Origin of the sequence: Citrobacter sp. MGH 55 (genome assembly GCF_016906145.1) — a bacterium.
Taxonomy (GTDB): Bacteria; Pseudomonadota; Gammaproteobacteria; order Enterobacterales; family Enterobacteriaceae; genus Citrobacter_A; species Citrobacter_A amalonaticus.
This window is the reverse complement of the sequence record NZ_CP070239.1, coordinates 1190934-1207234: the sequence shown is the minus strand read 5'-3', so window position 1 is coordinate 1207234 and position 16301 is coordinate 1190934. Positions and strand designations below refer to the sequence as shown.

Annotated in this window: 12 protein-coding genes and 2 pseudogenes; 11 read left to right on the top strand and 3 right to left on the bottom strand. The window is 56.2% G+C overall.

The features are described from left to right. Together JTI98_RS21125 and tisB are read right to left on the bottom strand one after the other, a co-directional pair. Nucleotides 1–400 (bottom strand): annotated as a pseudogene (locus JTI98_RS21125) (EamA family transporter); the annotation flags it as partial. 116 nt (nucleotides 401–516) lie between these two features. Beyond that, nucleotides 517–606, bottom strand: a complete 90-nt coding sequence (gene tisB / locus JTI98_RS04790) for a type I toxin-antitoxin system toxin TisB (protein ID WP_042323479.1) — start codon at nucleotides 604–606, stop codon at nucleotides 517–519. Nucleotides 607–1129: 523 nt separating this feature from the next. On the opposite strand from tisB, the gene ivbL reads away from it, so the two are divergent. The 3 genes from ivbL to ilvN all read left to right on the top strand — a co-directional run bounded on the left by ivbL (nucleotide 1130) and on the right by ilvN (nucleotide 3324). Beyond that, a complete protein-coding gene (gene ivbL, locus JTI98_RS04785; RefSeq protein WP_042998711.1) occupies nucleotides 1130–1228 on the top strand; it encodes an ilvB operon leader peptide IvbL in 99 nt (32 codons plus the stop codon). A gap of 107 nt (nucleotides 1229–1335) precedes the next feature. After that, the gene (ilvB, locus tag JTI98_RS04780) at nucleotides 1336–3030 is read left to right on the top strand and encodes an acetolactate synthase large subunit (RefSeq protein WP_216081989.1); all 1695 of its coding nucleotides are present in this window, start codon (nucleotides 1336–1338) and stop codon (nucleotides 3028–3030) included. 3 nt (nucleotides 3031–3033) lie between these two features. Next, on the top strand, nucleotides 3034–3324 hold the full coding sequence (gene ilvN, locus JTI98_RS04775) for an acetolactate synthase small subunit (protein WP_042998709.1): 291 nt from the start codon (nucleotides 3034–3036) through the stop codon (nucleotides 3322–3324). A 1-nt stretch (nucleotide 3325) separates the two neighbouring features. On the opposite strand, the gene JTI98_RS04770 is transcribed toward ilvN, so the two are convergent. After that, nucleotides 3326–4111: a DeoR family transcriptional regulator gene (locus tag JTI98_RS04770; protein WP_058587353.1), complete on the bottom strand. Its 786-nt coding sequence runs from the start codon at nucleotides 4109–4111 to the stop codon at nucleotides 3326–3328. Nucleotides 4112–4437: 326 nt separating this feature from the next. Here JTI98_RS04770 and rbsK point away from each other — a divergent pair, with 326 nt between their 5' ends. The 8 genes and pseudogenes from rbsK to JTI98_RS04730 form a co-directional block, all read left to right on the top strand. Next, nucleotides 4438–5358, top strand: a complete 921-nt coding sequence (rbsK, locus tag JTI98_RS04765; protein WP_216081988.1) for a ribokinase — start codon at nucleotides 4438–4440, stop codon at nucleotides 5356–5358. Nucleotides 5359–5385: 27 nt separating this feature from the next. Then, nucleotides 5386–6699: an L-fucose:H+ symporter permease gene (gene fucP / locus JTI98_RS04760; protein WP_216081987.1), complete on the top strand. Its 1314-nt coding sequence runs from the start codon at nucleotides 5386–5388 to the stop codon at nucleotides 6697–6699. A gap of 11 nt (nucleotides 6700–6710) precedes the next feature. Further along, the gene (locus JTI98_RS04755; RefSeq protein ID WP_042998705.1) at nucleotides 6711–7724 is read left to right on the top strand and encodes an aldose 1-epimerase family protein; all 1014 of its coding nucleotides are present in this window, start codon (nucleotides 6711–6713) and stop codon (nucleotides 7722–7724) included. Between the two features lie 73 nt (nucleotides 7725–7797). Further along, nucleotides 7798–8391 carry a transcriptional regulator UhpA gene (uhpA, locus tag JTI98_RS04750; RefSeq protein ID WP_042998704.1) on the top strand — a complete coding sequence of 198 codons (594 nt, stop codon included), beginning with the start codon at nucleotides 7798–7800 and terminating at the stop codon, nucleotides 8389–8391. Next, nucleotides 8388–9890, top strand: a complete 1503-nt coding sequence (uhpB, locus tag JTI98_RS04745) for a signal transduction histidine-protein kinase/phosphatase UhpB (RefSeq protein WP_042998703.1) — start codon at nucleotides 8388–8390, stop codon at nucleotides 9888–9890. The genes uhpA and uhpB overlap by 4 nt, the downstream gene beginning before the upstream one ends. Nucleotides 9891–9899: 9 nt before the next feature. Beyond that, a complete protein-coding gene (locus tag JTI98_RS04740; protein ID WP_044326829.1) occupies nucleotides 9900–11228 on the top strand; it encodes an MFS transporter in 1329 nt (442 codons plus the stop codon). A gap of 142 nt (nucleotides 11229–11370) precedes the next feature. Continuing rightward, a complete protein-coding gene (gene uhpT / locus JTI98_RS04735) occupies nucleotides 11371–12762 on the top strand; it encodes a hexose-6-phosphate:phosphate antiporter (protein ID WP_042998701.1) in 1392 nt (463 codons plus the stop codon). Between the two features lie 161 nt (nucleotides 12763–12923). Next, nucleotides 12924–16301, top strand: a pseudogene (locus tag JTI98_RS04730) (DUF6531 domain-containing protein); the annotation flags it as partial.

The following is a 16301-nucleotide window of genomic DNA, read 5'->3' as shown; positions in this document are numbered from 1 at the left end:
CGTTAAAGGCCATGCCGAGGATGGCGGCGCAGATCACCGCGATACCCGTCCAGGCCAGGGCGGACAGGCTGTCGCCAAGAAAAAGTACGCTGATGATGGCCACCAGTAGCGGCGCCGTCCCGCGCATCAGCGGATAGGTCTGACTCATATCGGAAACGGTATACGTTCTGGCGACCAGTACGGTGTAGACCACCTGTAATGCGGTCGAGGCCGCTAAAAACGGGATGCTGGCGGTTGAGGGTTGTGGCGCAAAGGGCAGGCACAGGAGCGCCATAATGGCGGCGGAACCGCTGACGCTGATGGCGGCGTAGAGTTTGTCGTTCCCGGCTTTCACAATGGCGTTCCAGCTGGCGTGCAGCAGTGCGGCGAACAGCAAAATGCAGAAAACGGTAAGGGTCATAGCGCAGACGTCATCAGGGAATGTCATAAAAACGTAACATATCATCGCCGCATAAGCATCTGCGATGTAAAAGGGGAGCGGTTGCCCGCTCCCCTTTAGTGCGACTTGAATCTGAATTACTTGAGGTATTTCAGAACAGCATCAAGCAGTTGCATGGCTGCAACAATGAGTTTCAGGATAAGAATAGCGATATCCACGAGGCTCATACGCGTCTCCTTTAGCAAAGGAGCACGGTGCTGACGTGCCTTTCCGCCGCCTGTTATCAGCACCTTTGTTGACATAACACAGTGTGCTCACCGGGGGGGTTAAGGCGCTGACGGCACCACCCGTTTCAGCCAGGACTTTGTTGCGCCGGTTTACGATGCGGCCCCACCTGACACACTGCGTACGGAGATATTATAGATAAATACTGTATGAATGAACAGGTATTTGTGGACAGAACCGAACTTCTGATCCATACTCAAAAGCGTCAAAATCCGTGCCGAAATTGCGTGTTCTTCGCAGAACGCGTATACTTTTGCTGTTGACATAACACAGTGTGCTTTGCGGCAACCAACCGCATCCCGCTGAAAAAACCTCGCTTCGGCGGGGTTTTTTGTTTTCAGGGGTTTTTATTAGCGAAACGTGATCGTCGACGCATTTTTACGCAGATGAAAATTTTTCCGTTGTCAGGTTATGAAAGCTGTGCTTGTATAAATCCTGTTAATCATTAAACAGACAAGGTCCCTAATGAACCCTTCCATGCTGACTGCGACCCTACTAAACACTGCGCCATCTCGCGCAGCGGTCGTCGTGCGTGTGGTGGTGGTCGTCGGCAATGCGCCGTAGGGTCCGGAACAACACACGATTCCAAAACCCCGCCGGCGCAAACCGGGCGGGGTTTTTCGTTTAAGAGACCTGTCCGGAGCGTCGGCCCAGAACAAAAGGACTGGAGCATGGCAAGTTCGGGCACAACATCAACATCCCAGCGTAAGCGTTTTACGGGCGCTGAATTCATCGTTCATTTTCTGAAACGTCAGGGCATTAAGATTGTCACTGGCATTCCGGGCGGATCGATTCTTCCCGTCTATGACGCCTTAAGCCAGAGCACGCAAATCCGCCATATTCTGGCGCGCCACGAGCAGGGGGCGGGGTTTATTGCGCAGGGGATGGCGCGAACCGACGGCAAACCGGCGGTATGCATGGCCTGTAGCGGGCCGGGCGCGACCAATCTGGTGACCGCCATTGCGGATGCGCGTCTGGATTCTATTCCGATGGTCTGTATCACCGGGCAGGTTCCGGCCTCCATGATCGGCACCGACGCCTTCCAGGAAGTGGACACCTACGGCATCTCTATCCCCATCACAAAACATAACTATCTGGTCAGACATATCGATGAACTCCCGCAGGTGATGAGCGACGCATTTCGTCTTGCTCAGTCCGGACGTCCTGGCCCGGTGTGGATAGACATACCTAAGGATATCCAGATGGCGGTCCTCGAGATTGACGAGATGCCAGAACCGGCACAGAAAATGGCGACGCCGGACTTCAGTGCAGACAGCATTCGTGACGCAGCCGCAATGATTAACGCTGCACAGCGCCCGGTGTTGTACCTCGGTGGTGGGGTGATTAATGCGCCACAGCGGGTGCGTGAACTGGCGGAAAAGGCGCAGTTGCCGACCACCATGACGTTGATGGCGCTGGGAATGCTGCCGAAAGCGCATCCGTTGTCGTTAGGCATGTTAGGGATGCACGGCGCACGCAGCACCAACTTCATCCTGCAAGAGGCGGATCTGCTGATCGTGCTGGGCGCTCGTTTTGATGACCGGGCGATAGGCAAAACCGAGCAGTTCTGCCCGAACGCCAAAATTATCCACGTCGATATTGACCGTGCGGAGTTGGGTAAAATCAAGCAGCCGCACATCGCGATTCAGGCGGATGTGGATGACGTGCTGGCGCAACTGATTCCACAAATTGAGGCGAAACCGCGCGCAGAGTGGCACCAGTTGGTCAGCGATTTGCAACGTGAATTTCCGTGTACCATTCCACAGGAAAGCGACCCACTCAGTCATTATGGTCTGATCAACGCCGTGGCGGCCTGTGTGGACGACAACGCGATTATCACTACCGACGTGGGCCAGCATCAGATGTGGGCGGCGCAGGCCTATCCGCTGAACCGTCCACGCCAGTGGCTGACCTCTGGCGGGCTGGGCACCATGGGATTTGGTCTGCCGGCGGCAATTGGCGCGGCGCTGGCGAACCCGGATAAGAAAGTACTGTGCTTCTCCGGCGATGGCAGTCTGATGATGAACATTCAGGAGATGGCGACCGCCAGCGAAAACCAACTGGATGTGAAAATCATCCTGATGAATAACGAAGCGCTGGGGCTGGTGCATCAACAGCAGAGTCTGTTTTACAAGCAGGGCGTTTTTGCGGCGACCTATCCGGGAACCATCAACTTCATGCAGATTGCTGCCGGATTTGGTTTGCATACCTGCGATCTGAATAATGAAGCGGACCCGCAGGCGGCATTGCAGGAGATCATCAGTCGGCCGGGACCGGCGTTGATCCATGTCCGCATTGATGCAGAAGAAAAAGTGTATCCAATGGTACCGCCAGGCGCGGCAAATACAGAGATGGTGGGGGAATAAGCCATGCAGAAACAATCACATGAGAACGTCATTCTGGAACTCACCGTCCGCAACCACCCAGGCGTTATGACCCACGTTTGCGGACTCTTTGCCCGCCGTGCATTTAACGTCGAGGGCATCCTCTGTCTGCCGATTCAGAGTAGCGACCAGAGCCGCATCTGGCTTCTGGTCAACGACGATCAGCGTCTGGAGCAGATGATTAGCCAAATCGATAAGCTGGAAGATGTGGTGAAAGTGGTACGTAATCAGTCAGACCCGACGATGTTCAACAAAATTGCCGTGTTCTTTGAGTAAATTAATCGCCGTCTGAATCAGGGGTAATCACGTTGACAGAACCGTTCCGGCAGTGAGTGGCGTAATCTGCCGGTAACGGACGATCGCATATCAGGACATCAAAGGTGGAAAGCGGGCCGATGCTGGCGGGAGCGACCTCATCGAACAGGGCGTAACGCGTCAGTAAAACTTTACGTAGTCCGCGCTCCATCGCTTTACGCTTAGTGGCAAGGTCGTCCGGGTTAAACCAACTGACGCCGAAGTGCTCGTGTACGCCGCTGGCGGAGATAAAGACTTTCCGCGGATTCAGTGAATCCAGTGGTGACGGGTTATTGGCATCGTAGAACGCATCGCTCTTCGCCCGATAGGTTCCCCCGCAGAGGATCGCTGTGGCGTTGGGTTTTTCATTGAGCGCGATAAAAACCTGGTGCGAGTAGCAGATCCCGGTAAAGGTGATCTCGTCCGGGATCATGCTGATCACCAACGGCATCTCCGGACCATTATCAAAAAAGATCAGATCGTTTTCGCTCACCAGACCGGCCGCCAGGATCGCGACAGGCAAATCGTCGCGATGATGGGTTTTAACCGCAGGCAGCGGGGCGTGAGAGGACGCGGCAGGTTTATTCACCATGACGATATAGCCGCCGAGCAGCGTCAGGGGTAACGGTTCGTCATCCTGACTAAGGTCGCGGCGGATGGTCATCACGGAAACCTCCAGCATCCGCGCGGCGTCTTTCAGATGGATGCGGTCGGTCTTCTTCAACAGTTCCATCAGACGTCGAATACGTTCTTTTTGCTTGGTTTCCATTCACCTTCTCCGCGATTCATGTTGCGTATGTTCCATCAGTAACATTTTTGTGTCCACTGGAACATTATGTTGCTGCATTACTATACGTCCGGCAGGCAGGAATTAAAAGCGCGTTCGTTCGCGTTTCTTTGATTATAACTAGTTTAATTTCAGTTAATTGTAACTATTGATGGATGGGGAAGGGTGATTGCATGTGCATAATGCGCCTAATAAATAAACAGTGAAATGATCTTCCAATCGCGATCGTAGTCACAAATGATACGGAAGTAACATGATAATGTTATTTTAATATCATTGTTGTGTGATTGTTTCTGAGAGGTAGTAAAATGGATATCGCGGTTATTGGCTCTAACATGGTGGATCTCATCACCTACACCAATCAGATGCCCAAAGAAGGGGAAACCCTGGAAGCGCCAGCGTTTAAAATCGGCTGCGGTGGTAAAGGTGCGAATCAAGCTGTTGCTGCGGCGAAACTCAATTCGAAAGTGCTGATGCTGACCAAAGTCGGTGACGATATCTTTGCGGATAACACGATTCGCAATCTCGAATCCTGGGGCATCAACACCACCTATGTCGAAAAAGTCCCGTGCACCAGTAGCGGCGTGGCGCCGATTTTTGTGAATGCGAACTCCAGTAACAGCATTCTTATTATTAAAGGGGCGAACAAATTTCTCTCTCCGGAAGATATCGATCGCGCTGCGGAAGATTTAAAAAAATGTCAGCTTATTGTCTTGCAACTGGAAGTTCAGCTGGAGACGGTTTATCACGCTATTGAATTTAGCAAAAAGCATGGCATTGAAGTGTTATTAAATCCCGCTCCGGCATTGCGGGAATTAGATATGTCGTACGCCTGTAAATGTGATTTCTTTGTACCGAATGAAACCGAGCTGGAAATATTAACCGGCATGTCGGTGGACTCGTATGACCATATTCGTGCCGCCGCCCGCTCTCTGGTGGATAAAGGGTTAAACAATATAATTGTCACCATGGGCGAAAAAGGTGCGTTATGGATGACGCGTGACCAGGAAGTTCATGTTCCGGCGTTTCGCGTTAATGCTGTTGATACCAGTGGCGCAGGCGATGCTTTTATCGGTTGCTTTGCCCATTACTATGTCCAGAGCGGAGATGTCGAAGCCGCGATGAAGAAAGCCGTCCTTTTCGCTGCGTTTAGCGTTACCGGGAAAGGCACACAATCCTCTTATCCGAGTATCGAACAATTTAATGAATTTCTTACCCTAAACGAATAATACTCCTGCACTGTAAAAGGTAGCACTATGAACGATAAAAACATCATTCAGATGCCCGATGGATATCTGAATAAGACCCCTCTGTTCCAGTTTATTTTGTTATCCTGTTTATTCCCGTTATGGGGATGCGCAGCCGCATTAAATGATATTTTGATTACGCAATTCAAAAGCGTATTTTCACTCAGCAACTTTGCCTCAGCATTAGTTCAGAGCGCCTTTTATGGCGGTTATTTTTTAATTGCGATCCCGGCATCCCTGGTGATTAAAAAGACCAGTTATAAAGTAGCGATATTAATCGGCCTGACGCTGTATATCGTCGGCTGTACGCTCTTTTTCCCGGCCTCACACATGGCCACTTACACCATGTTCCTTGCGGCGATCTTCGCGATTGCCATTGGTCTGAGCTTCCTGGAAACCGCGGCGAACACCTACAGTTCGATGATCGGTCCAAAAGCCTACGCCACCTTACGGTTGAATATCAGTCAGACTTTCTATCCGATTGGCGCGGCGTCCGGCATTTTGCTGGGTAAATATCTGGTCTTTTCCGAAGGCGATAGTCTGGAAAAACAGATGGCGGGGATGAATGCCGAGCAGATCCATAACTTTAAAGTGTTGATGCTGGAAAACACCCTTGAGCCGTATAAGTACATGATTATGGTTCTGGTGGTGGTGATGGTACTGTTCCTGCTGACCCGCTTCCCGACCTGCAAAGTAGCGCAAACCGCCAACCATAAACGCCCGTCAGCGATGGACACATTGCGCTATCTGGCGAGCAATGCCCGTTTCCGCCGCGGTATTGTGGCGCAGTTTCTGTACGTGGGAATGCAGGTTGCCGTGTGGTCATTCACCATCCGTCTGGCGCTGGAGTTGGGCGATATCAACGAGCGTGATGCTTCTAACTTCATGGTCTATAGCTTTGCCTGCTTCTTTATCGGTAAGTTTATCGCCAATATCCTGATGACCCGCTTTAATCCGGAAAAGGTGTTGATTCTCTACACCGTTATTGGCGCGCTGTTCCTTGCCTATGTTTCGCTGGCTCCGAGCTTTAGCGCGGTATACGTCGCGGTACTGGTGAGCATTCTGTTTGGACCTTGCTGGGCGACCATCTATGCCGGTACGCTGGATACGGTCGATAACGAACACACTGAAATGGCGGGTGCGGTGATTGTGATGGCCATCGTTGGCGCCGCCGTGGTTCCGGCGATTCAGGGTTATGTGGCGGATATGTTCCACTCGCTACAACTCTCGTTCCTCGTCTCCATGCTGTGCTTCGTTTACGTAGGGGTTTACTTCTGGCGTGAAAGCAAAGTGCGCAGCCTGGCTGAAGCGACTGCATCCTGAGGAGAACGATGATGACAACACGTATTACGCTGTGGCGGACGCTCTTTGGTGAACATCCTCAAGTCCTGCTGGAGAACTGTGATTTCACGGTCACTGCCTTTCGTTATGCCAGCGGTGTGGAAGGGCTGAAGGTGCAGAACAGTCGTGGTCATCTGGTGATTCTGCCCTGGATGGGGCAGATGATCTGGGATGCCCGGTTTGATGGTCACGATCTGACCATGCGCAACATGTTCCGCCAGCCGAAACCCGCAACGGAAGTCGTGGCGACCTATGGCTGTTTTGCCTTCCATTCCGGCCTGCTGGCCAATGGCTGCCCGTCGCCGGAAGATACGCACCCGTTGCACGGTGAAATGGCCTGCGCCGCGATGGACGAGGCCTGGCTGGAACTGGACGGCGACAGTCTGCGCGTGACCGGACGCTACGAGTATGTGATGGGATTCGGTCATCATTATCAGGCGCAGCCTGCGGTGGTGATGCATAAAGCGAGCGCGCTGTTTGATATTCAGATGGCCGTCACTAACCTCGCATCCGTCGCGATGCCGTTACAGTACATGTGCCACATGAACTATGCGTACGTACCGGAAGCCACTTTCAGCCAGAATATCCCGGATGAGGCGCTGCGGCTTCGCGAATCGGTCCCGGCGCATGTGAAACCCACCGCACAGTGGCTGGCGTTTAATCAGCGGATCTTACAAGGCGACGCGTCGCTGGCCGCGCTCAATGAACCTGACTTTTACGATCCGGAAATCGTCTTCTTTGCTGATAAACTGGACAGGTATACGGATAAACCCGAATTCCGCATGATCGCCCCGGATGGCACCACGTTTGTCACCCGTTTCGCCAGTTCGGAACTCAACTACGTCACCCGCTGGATCCTGTATAACGGCGATCAGCAGGTCGCAGCATTCGCCCTGCCCGCCACATGCCGTCCGGAAGGCTTTCTCGCCGCCCAGCGAAATGGCTCATTACTTGACGTGCCGCCGCAACAAACGCGGAGTTTTACGGTCACCACGGGTATCGCCTGATCGCTCAAGGCTTGAACAGCAACGCGCTTATCGTTAAGGTAAGCGCGTTTTTTTTACCCGCCAGGACAGAACCATGATTACCGTTGCCCTTATAGACGACCACCTTATCGTTCGCTCCGGCTTTGCCCAATTGCTTGGGCTGGAGGCCGATTTACAGGTGGTCGCCGAGTTTGGCTCGGGGCGTGAGGCGCTGGCGGGATTGCCGGGACGCGGTGTTCAGGTGTGTATTTGCGACATCTCGATGCCGGATATCTCCGGTCTGGAGCTGTTGAGCCAGTTGCCAAAAGGGATGGCGACCATCATGCTCTCGGTACACGACAGCCCGGCGCTGGTGGAACAGGCGCTGAACGCCGGGGCGCGCGGCTTTCTCTCTAAACGCTGCAGCCCGGATGAACTGATTGCCGCAGTACATACCGTGGCTACCGGCGGTTGTTATTTGACGCCAGAAATCGCCGTCAAACTGGCGGCTGGCCGCCAGGATCCGCTGACCCGGCGCGAGCGCCAGGTGGCGGAAAAACTGGCGCAGGGGATGGCGGTAAAAGAGATTGCTGTCGAGCTGGGGCTATCGCCGAAAACGGTGCACGTCCATCGCGCAAACCTGATGGAAAAACTGGGCGTCAGCAATGACGTTGAGCTGGCGCGGCGCATGTTTGACGGCTGGCAATGAAAACCCTGTTGTCACGGTTTATCACCGTTCTCGCCTGTTTTTTTATTTTCTCTGCCGCCTGGTTTTGTCTGTGGAGCATCAGCCTGCATCTGGTTGAGCGTCCGGAACTGGCGGTACTGCTGTTCCCGTTTGGTTTGCGCCTGGGGCTGATGCTGCAATGTCCACGCGGCTATTGGCCGGTATTGCTGGGCGCGGAATGGCTGCTGACCTTCTGGCTGGCGCAGGAAGTGGCGCTGGCGCATCTTCCCCTTTTGCTGATTGGCGGCCTGTTGACGCTGCTGCCCGTGGCGCTGATCTCCCGTTATCGCCATCAGCGTGACTGGCGAACGCTGCTGCTTCAGGGCGCGGCGTTGACGGCGGCAGCGCTGTTGCAGTCGCTGCCCTGGCTGGGACAGGGGGAGGAAGCGTGGAATGCGCTGCTGCTGACCCTGACCGGCGGACTGACGCTGGCACCGATCTGCCTGGTGTTCTGGCATTATCTGACCAGTACGACCTGGCTGCCGCTGGGTCCGGCGCTGGTGTCGCAACCGGTGAACTGGCGCGGTCGGCACCTGATCTGGTATCTGCTGCTGTTTAGCGTCAGTCTGTGGCTCCAGTTGGGATTACCCGCAGAGCTTTCGCGATTTACCCCCTTCTGTCTGGCGCTGCCGATTATTGCGCTGGCCTGGCATTACGGCTGGCAGGGGGCACTGATCGCAACCCTGATGAACGCTATCGCGCTGATTGCCAGCCAGACCTGGCACGATCACCCCGTAGATTTATTGCTCTCCCTGTTGGCGCAAAGCCTGACCGGACTGCTGCTTGGCGCGGGTATTCAGCGTCTGCGTGAGCTGAACCAGTCGCTGCAAAACGAACTGGCGCGTAATCACCGGCTGGCGGAGCGCCTGCTGGAAACGGAAGAGAGCGTACGCCGCGACGTGGCGCGTGAGTTGCACGATGATATCGGCCAGACCATCACCGCGATCCGTACTCAGGCCGGAATCGTGCAGCGGCTTGCGGTTGAAAACGGCGGCGTGAAGCAGAGCGGACAGCTTATCGAACAGTTGTCGCTGGGCGTCTATGATTCCGTGCGCCGCCTGCTGGGACGCCTGCGTCCGCGCCAGTTGGATGATTTAACGCTGGAACAGGCGATCCGCTCGCTGATGCGGGAAATGGAGCTGGAAAGTCGCGGCATCGTCAGCCATCTCGACTGGCGTATCGACGAGACGGCGCTCAGCGAGGGTTTGCGGGTGACGCTGTTTCGCGTCTGTCAGGAAGGGCTGAACAATATAGTGAAACATGCCAACGCCAGCGCGGTGACTCTGCAGGGCTGGCAGCAGGACGAGCGGCTGATGCTGGTGATTGAGGATGACGGCAGCGGTCTGCCGCCGGGCTCCGGTCAGCAGGGTTTTGGCCTGACCGGGATGCGCGAGCGCGTTACGGCGCTCGGCGGTTCGCTGACGATTTCCTGCACGCACGGTACGCGAGTCAGCGTCTCGCTACCGCTGCGTTACGTTTGAGGAGCGGCAATGCTAACCTTTTTTAACGCCCCGGCGAATGCGCCGCAGTTAACGGACAAGCGCGAGATCGACGATCTTTATCGCTACTGGCGTCGCCATATTCTGCTGACCATCTGGCTGGGCTACGCCCTGTTCTATTTCACGCGGAAAAGTTTTAACGCCGCCGTCCCGGACATTCTCGCCAACGGCGTGTTAACCCGCAGCGATATCGGCCTGCTGGCGACGCTGTTTTACATCACCTATGGCGTGTCGAAATTCGTTTCCGGCATCGTCAGCGATCGTTCTAACGCCCGCTATTTTATGGGGATAGGGCTGATTGCCACCGGCATCGTCAATATTCTGTTTGGTTTTTCCACTTCGCTCTGGGCGTTTGCCCTGCTGTGGGCGCTGAACGCTTTCTTCCAGGGATGGGGCGCGCCGGTGTGCGCACGTCTGCTGACAGCATGGTATTCGCGCAACGAGCGCGGCGGCTGGTGGGCTATCTGGAATACCGCCCACAACGTTGGCGGTGCGTTGATTCCGATCGTCATGGCTGCTGCGGCACTGCATTATGGCTGGCGTGCCGGGATGATGATGGCCGGAATGCTGGCGATCGTCGTCGGAATTTTTCTTTGCTGGCGACTGCGCGACCGTCCCCAGGCCGTGGGGCTGCCACCGGTGGGCGACTGGCAGCACGATGCCCTGGAAATTGCTCAGCAACAGGAGGGCGCGGGACTGACCCGTAAAGAGATCCTCACGAAATACGTGCTGCTCAACCCTTATATCTGGCTGCTATCACTCTGTTATGTGCTGGTGTACGTGGTGCGCGCCGCCATCAACGACTGGGGCAATCTGTATATGTCCGAGACGCTGGGCGTCGATCTGGTGTCCGCCAACATGGCGGTGACGATGTTCGAGCTGGGCGGATTTATCGGCGCGCTGGTGGCGGGCTGGGGGTCAGACAAACTGTTCAACGGCAATCGCGGGCCGATGAACCTGATTTTTGCCGCCGGAATTTTGCTTTCGGTGGGTTCACTGTGGCTGATGCCGTTTGCCAGTTATGTAATGCAGGCGGCCTGCTTCTTCACCACCGGATTCTTTGTCTTTGGCCCGCAGATGCTGATCGGTATGGCGGCGGCGGAGTGTTCGCACAAAGAGGCGGCAGGGGCGGCAACCGGATTTGTTGGGCTGTTTGCTTATCTCGGTGCATCGCTTTCCGGCTGGCCGCTGGCGCAGGTACTGGAAACCTGGCACTGGACCGGTTTCTTCGTGGTCATCGCTATCGCTGCCGGGATCTCCGCCCTGCTGTTACTGCCATTCCTCAACGCCCAGGCTCCACGTGAGGCCAGCGAAGCGTGATGCAGTTCACTTTTTTACCGCGAGTGGGGCAAAACTAAGAAATTTTCCCGGTTTCGCCTGGACGCTGTCTCAGGCATGTCTCCCGACTGATTTTTACAATGCCTGCCATTCGCAGGTATAAAAATTAGCCCGGGAGTGTCCTATGCTGGCTTTTCTAAACCAGGTACGTAAACCGACCCTGGATCTGCCGCTCGATGTGCGGCGCAAGATGTGGTTCAAACCGTTCATGCAGTCTTATCTGGTGGTCTTCATCGGCTACCTGACTATGTATTTGATCCGAAAGAACTTTAACATAGCCCAGAACGATATGATTTCCACCTACGGGTTGAGCATGACGCAACTGGGGATGATTGGTCTGGGGTTCTCCATCACCTACGGCGTGGGTAAAACGCTGGTTTCCTATTATGCGGACGGCAAAAACACCAAGCAGTTCCTGCCGTTTATGCTGATCCTCTCTGCAATTTGTATGCTCGGCTTCAGCGCCAGCATGGGAACGGGTTCCGTAAGCCTGTTCCTGATGATCGCCTTCTATGCCCTGAGTGGTTTCTTCCAGAGCACCGGCGGCTCGTGCAGCTATTCCACTATCACTAAATGGACGCCTCGCCGTAAGCGCGGCACTTTCCTCGGCTTCTGGAATATCTCTCATAACCTTGGCGGCGCAGGTGCGGCAGGCGTGGCGCTGTTCGGTGCGAACGTGCTGTTCGACGGACACGTGATTGGGATGTTTATCTTCCCGTCGATTATCGCTCTGATTGTTGGCTTTATCGGTCTGCGCTTTGGTAGCGACTCGCCGGAATCGTATGGCCTCGGTAAAGCTGAAGAACTGTTCGGCGAAGAGATCAGCGAAGAGGATAAAGAGACCGAAGAAAATGACATGACCAAATGGCAGATCTTCGTTGAATACGTGCTGAAAAACAAAGTGATCTGGCTGCTCTGTTTCTCGAACATCTTCCTGTACGTGGTGCGTATCGGCATCGATCAGTGGTCTACCGTGTACGCTTTCCAGGAGCTGAAACTGTCAAAAGAGGTGGCAATTCAGGGCTTTACCTTGTTTGAGGTGGGGGCGCTGGTCGGTACGCTGCTGTGGGGTTGGCTCTCGGATCTGGCGAATGGACGTCGTGCGCTGGTGGCCTGCGTGGCGCTGGCGCTGATCATCGCGACGCTTGGCGTGTACCAACATGCCAGCAACCAGTATGTCTATCTCGCGTCACTGTTTGCGCTCGGCTTCCTGGTGTTTGGCCCGCAACTGTTGATTGGCGTGGCGGCGGTGGGTTTTGTTCCGAAAAAAGCCATTGGTGCGGCGGACGGTATCAAGGGTACCTTTGCGTACTTGATCGGCGATAGCTTTGCCAAGTTAGGTCTGGGGATGATTGCCGACGGTACGCCAGTGTTTGGTTTGACCGGCTGGGCGGGTACCTTCGCTGCGCTGGACGCCGCCGCTATCGGCTGTATCTGCCTGATGGCGATGGTTGCGGTTATGGAAGAGCGTAAAATACGCCGGGAAAGAAAAATTCAGCAGTTAAGAACCGCTTAAGTGTGTAATTGGTAACATTTTGCCCAGCCTGCGCGCTGGGCTTTTTTCCTCCCGCCTAAACGTTTTCCGAATCCGGGCAATATTGCTCTCCCCTCGCAGTTTTCCCCCGTGATGCCAGCTTAAGGTAATCCTTCTGATTTATATGCAAAAAGGGTTTAAGCATGAGYGGAAAACCGGCGGCGCGTCWGGGCGACGGCACCATGAAGGGYGGCCTNATARTCCAGGGYTCAGCGGGYGTGATGATTGGCRCMCCYACCGGTGTGGCCTGTTCGGTCTGCCCGGGAGGGATGACTTCCGGTAAYCCRGTCAAYCCGTTGCTGGGTGCAAAGGTGCWGCCCGGCGAAACCGATTTCGCCCTGCCSGGYCCGTTRCCGTTTGTGCTCTCSAGRACYTACARCAGCTACCGGACGAAAACGCCTGCACCGGTGRGYATYTTYGGCCCCGGCTGGAAAGCSCCCTTCGATATCCGCTTACAAATCCGCGATGAAGAACTGATACTCAACGACAACGGCGGGCGCAGTATTCATTTCGAGCCGCTGTTTCCCGGTGAAACCGCCTTCAGCCGCAGCGAATCGCTCTGGCTGGCGCGGGGCGGCGTGCCGGYGCTGCATGAAAGCAATCCGCTGCACACACTATGGCTGTCGTTGYCGGAAGACATTCGCACCAGTCCACAYSTGTATCTGGCRACCAGCAGCGTTCAGGGACCGTGGTGGATMCTSGGCTGGTCTGMGCGCGTACCGGGAGCGGAGGAACCCTTACCTGCCCCGCTGCCGCCGTACCGGACGCTGACGGCTCTGGTGGACAATTTAGGGCGGAGAATGGTCTTCCATCGTGCCGCTACCGGTGATGCAGCCGGGGAAATCACCGCCGTGACGGACGGYGCAGGCCGCCGCTTCCGGCTGGTGCTGACCACGCAGGCGCAGCGGGCAGCACAGTACCGGAAGCAGGTAACCGCCAGTGGCACAAAACCCCTTCCCTTCCCGGATGCTCTGCCCGCCACCGCGTACGACACGGACAACGGCCTTCGTCTGGCAGAAGTATGGCTGACCCACGACCCGGAATACCCGGATATTCTGCCCGCCGCGCCGCGCCGCTGGCGCGATACGACTATTCCCCGCGTGGCGAACTGGCAACGGTATACGACCGCAGCGGCACGGCAGTACGCCATTTTACGTATGACCCGCCGCATCCGGGACGCATGGTGGCACACCGTTATGCGGGCAGACCAGAGATACGCTATCGCTATGACATCGCCGGGCAGGTAACGGAACAGCGTAACCCGGAAGGCTTAAGCTATGCCTATGCGTATGAACAGAACCGCGTCATTATCACCGACAGCCTGAACCGYCGCGAGGTGCTGCACACCGAAGGCGAAGGCGGGCTGAAGCGGGTAGTGAAACAGGAACGCTCCGATGGCAGCGCCATTCACAGTGAATACGACCCGGCAGGGAGACTTATTGCACAGACCGATGCGGCGGGCCGCAAAACGGAATACCGTCTGAGTCCCGGCTCCGGCCAGTTAAAAGAAATCATCGCGCCAGACGGCAGGCGTACTGAATTTTACTACAACAGCCAGCGCCAGTTGACGGACACCGTATACCCGGACGGCCTGCAAAACCGGCAGGAATACGACGTTCAGGGCAGACTCACCGCCGAAATCCTGCGCGACGGCAGCACCACCCGCTATGTGTATGCTGACCCGCACAGTGAATACCCGTCCGCCACCGAAGACGCCACCGGCAGCCGGAAACAGATGACGTGGAGCCGCTACGGGCAGTTGCTCACCTTCACCGACTGCTCAGGCTACCAGACCCGTTATGAATACGGCCGCTTCGGGCAGGTCACTGCCCTTCATCAGGAAGAAGGCCTCAGCCAGTACCGTGCTTACGATGACCGGGGCAGACTGGTCAGCCAGAAAAATGCACAGGGCCACGAAACCCGCTATGAGTACAGCATCGCGGGCGACCTGATGGTCGTGCTCCACCCGGACGGCAGCAGGCAGACCACAGAGTATGATGCCGCTGGACACCCGGTGAGCACCACCACTGGCGGCCTGACCCGGCAGATGGCATACGATGCCGCAGGCCGTGTGACGCAACTGACCAACGAAAACGGCAGCCACACCACCTTCGCTTATGATGTGCTGGACAGGCTGGTGCAGGAAACGGGCTTTGACGGCAGRACRCAGCGTTATCAGTACGGTATTACCGGGCAGCTTATCCGCAGTGAGGACGAAAGCCTYGTCACCCTSTGGCATTACGATGCGTCAGACCGSCTGACATACCGAACGGTGAATGATGAAGAGGCAGAGCGCTGGCAGTACAACGCGCRCGGCTGGCTGGCCGAAGTCAGCCATCTCAGCGACGGCCACCGCGTCGCCGTGCAGTATGAGTACGATAAACAGGGACGGATGAACCTTGAACGCCAGACGGTGCAGCATCCCGAAACGGGAGAGCTGCTGTGGCAGCACGAAACCCGGCACGATTACAGCGATAAGGGACTGCCGGACCGCGTGACACCGGACGCCCTTCCCCCGGTGGCGTGGCTCACGTATGGCAGCGGGTATCTGGCCGGCATGAAGCTCGGCGACACGCCGCTKRTYGASTTCACCCGCGACCGCCTGCACCGGGAAACGCAGCGCCGCTTCGGCGAATACGACCTGACCACGGCATACACGCCGGGCGGTCAGCTACAGCGCCATCACCTCAGCATTCTTCAGCTTAACCGCGACTACACCTGGAACAGCGGCGGACAGCTKGTCCGCATCMGCGGGCAGCATGAGCAGCGGGATTATCAGTACGKCGACGCCGGGAGGCTCCTCGGYACACATATCACATCGCCCCACCACGACCTGGCGCAGTGGACGTTCACCGACCCGGCGGGCAACCGGACAGCGCAGCGGGATAAATACCCGATGCTGCCGGACCATTTCCGGGATAACCGCATCAGCCAGGATGTGGATAACTTTTATCATTATGACGAACACGGCAGGCTGACGGAGAAAGATGAACGCCGGATACACCCGCACGGCAGCCTGTCGCATCATTATGAGTATGATAACCAGCACCGGCTGGTGCACTACCGCCGGATGCAGGCAGGCAACGTGCTGACGGAAAGCCGTTATCTTTACGACCCGCCGGGCCGCCGCRTCAGCAAACGGGTGTGGGCATGTACGGTTTTTCACGATGGYTCGTGTTCACAACCRGCGCTGCAGGAAACCGTGTGGTACGSCYRGGATGGCRACCGGCTGACCACCACGCAGACGGACAAAACCCGCATCCAGACGGTGTACCTGCCGGGGAGCTTCACCCCGCTCATCCGTATTGAAACGGCTACCGGAGAACTGACCAAAGCCATCCGCCGCACRCTGGCSGAGAAATTTCAGCAGGAAGCAAACGTGACCTTCCCGCCGGAACTGGTGGCGATGGTGGATAATCTGGATGCGGAACTACGGCGCGGGGAACTCAGCGAAGCCAGCCGGACGTGGCTGGCACAGTGCGGCCTGACGCCGGAGCAGATGAAAAATCAGCTGGAGCCGA

Excerpts from the sequence above, each read along its gene's own strand:
- tisB (WP_042323479.1), bottom strand. The coding sequence starts at position 606 with ATGAGCCTCGTGGATATCGCTATTCTTATCCTGAAACTCATTGTTGCA.
- ivbL (WP_042998711.1), top strand. The coding sequence starts at position 1,130 with ATGAACCCTTCCATGCTGACTGCGACCCTACTAAACACTGCGCCATCT.
- ilvB (WP_216081989.1), top strand. The coding sequence starts at position 1,336 with ATGGCAAGTTCGGGCACAACATCAACATCCCAGCGTAAGCGTTTTACG.
- ilvN (WP_042998709.1), top strand. The coding sequence starts at position 3,034 with ATGCAGAAACAATCACATGAGAACGTCATTCTGGAACTCACCGTCCGC.
- JTI98_RS04770 (WP_058587353.1), bottom strand. The coding sequence starts at position 4,111 with ATGGAAACCAAGCAAAAAGAACGTATTCGACGTCTGATGGAACTGTTG.
- rbsK (WP_216081988.1), top strand. The coding sequence starts at position 4,438 with ATGGATATCGCGGTTATTGGCTCTAACATGGTGGATCTCATCACCTAC.
- fucP (WP_216081987.1), top strand. The coding sequence starts at position 5,386 with ATGAACGATAAAAACATCATTCAGATGCCCGATGGATATCTGAATAAG.
- JTI98_RS04755 (WP_042998705.1), top strand. The coding sequence starts at position 6,711 with ATGACAACACGTATTACGCTGTGGCGGACGCTCTTTGGTGAACATCCT.
- uhpA (WP_042998704.1), top strand. The coding sequence starts at position 7,798 with ATGATTACCGTTGCCCTTATAGACGACCACCTTATCGTTCGCTCCGGC.
- uhpB (WP_042998703.1), top strand. The coding sequence starts at position 8,388 with ATGAAAACCCTGTTGTCACGGTTTATCACCGTTCTCGCCTGTTTTTTT.
- JTI98_RS04740 (WP_044326829.1), top strand. The coding sequence starts at position 9,900 with ATGCTAACCTTTTTTAACGCCCCGGCGAATGCGCCGCAGTTAACGGAC.
- uhpT (WP_042998701.1), top strand. The coding sequence starts at position 11,371 with ATGCTGGCTTTTCTAAACCAGGTACGTAAACCGACCCTGGATCTGCCG.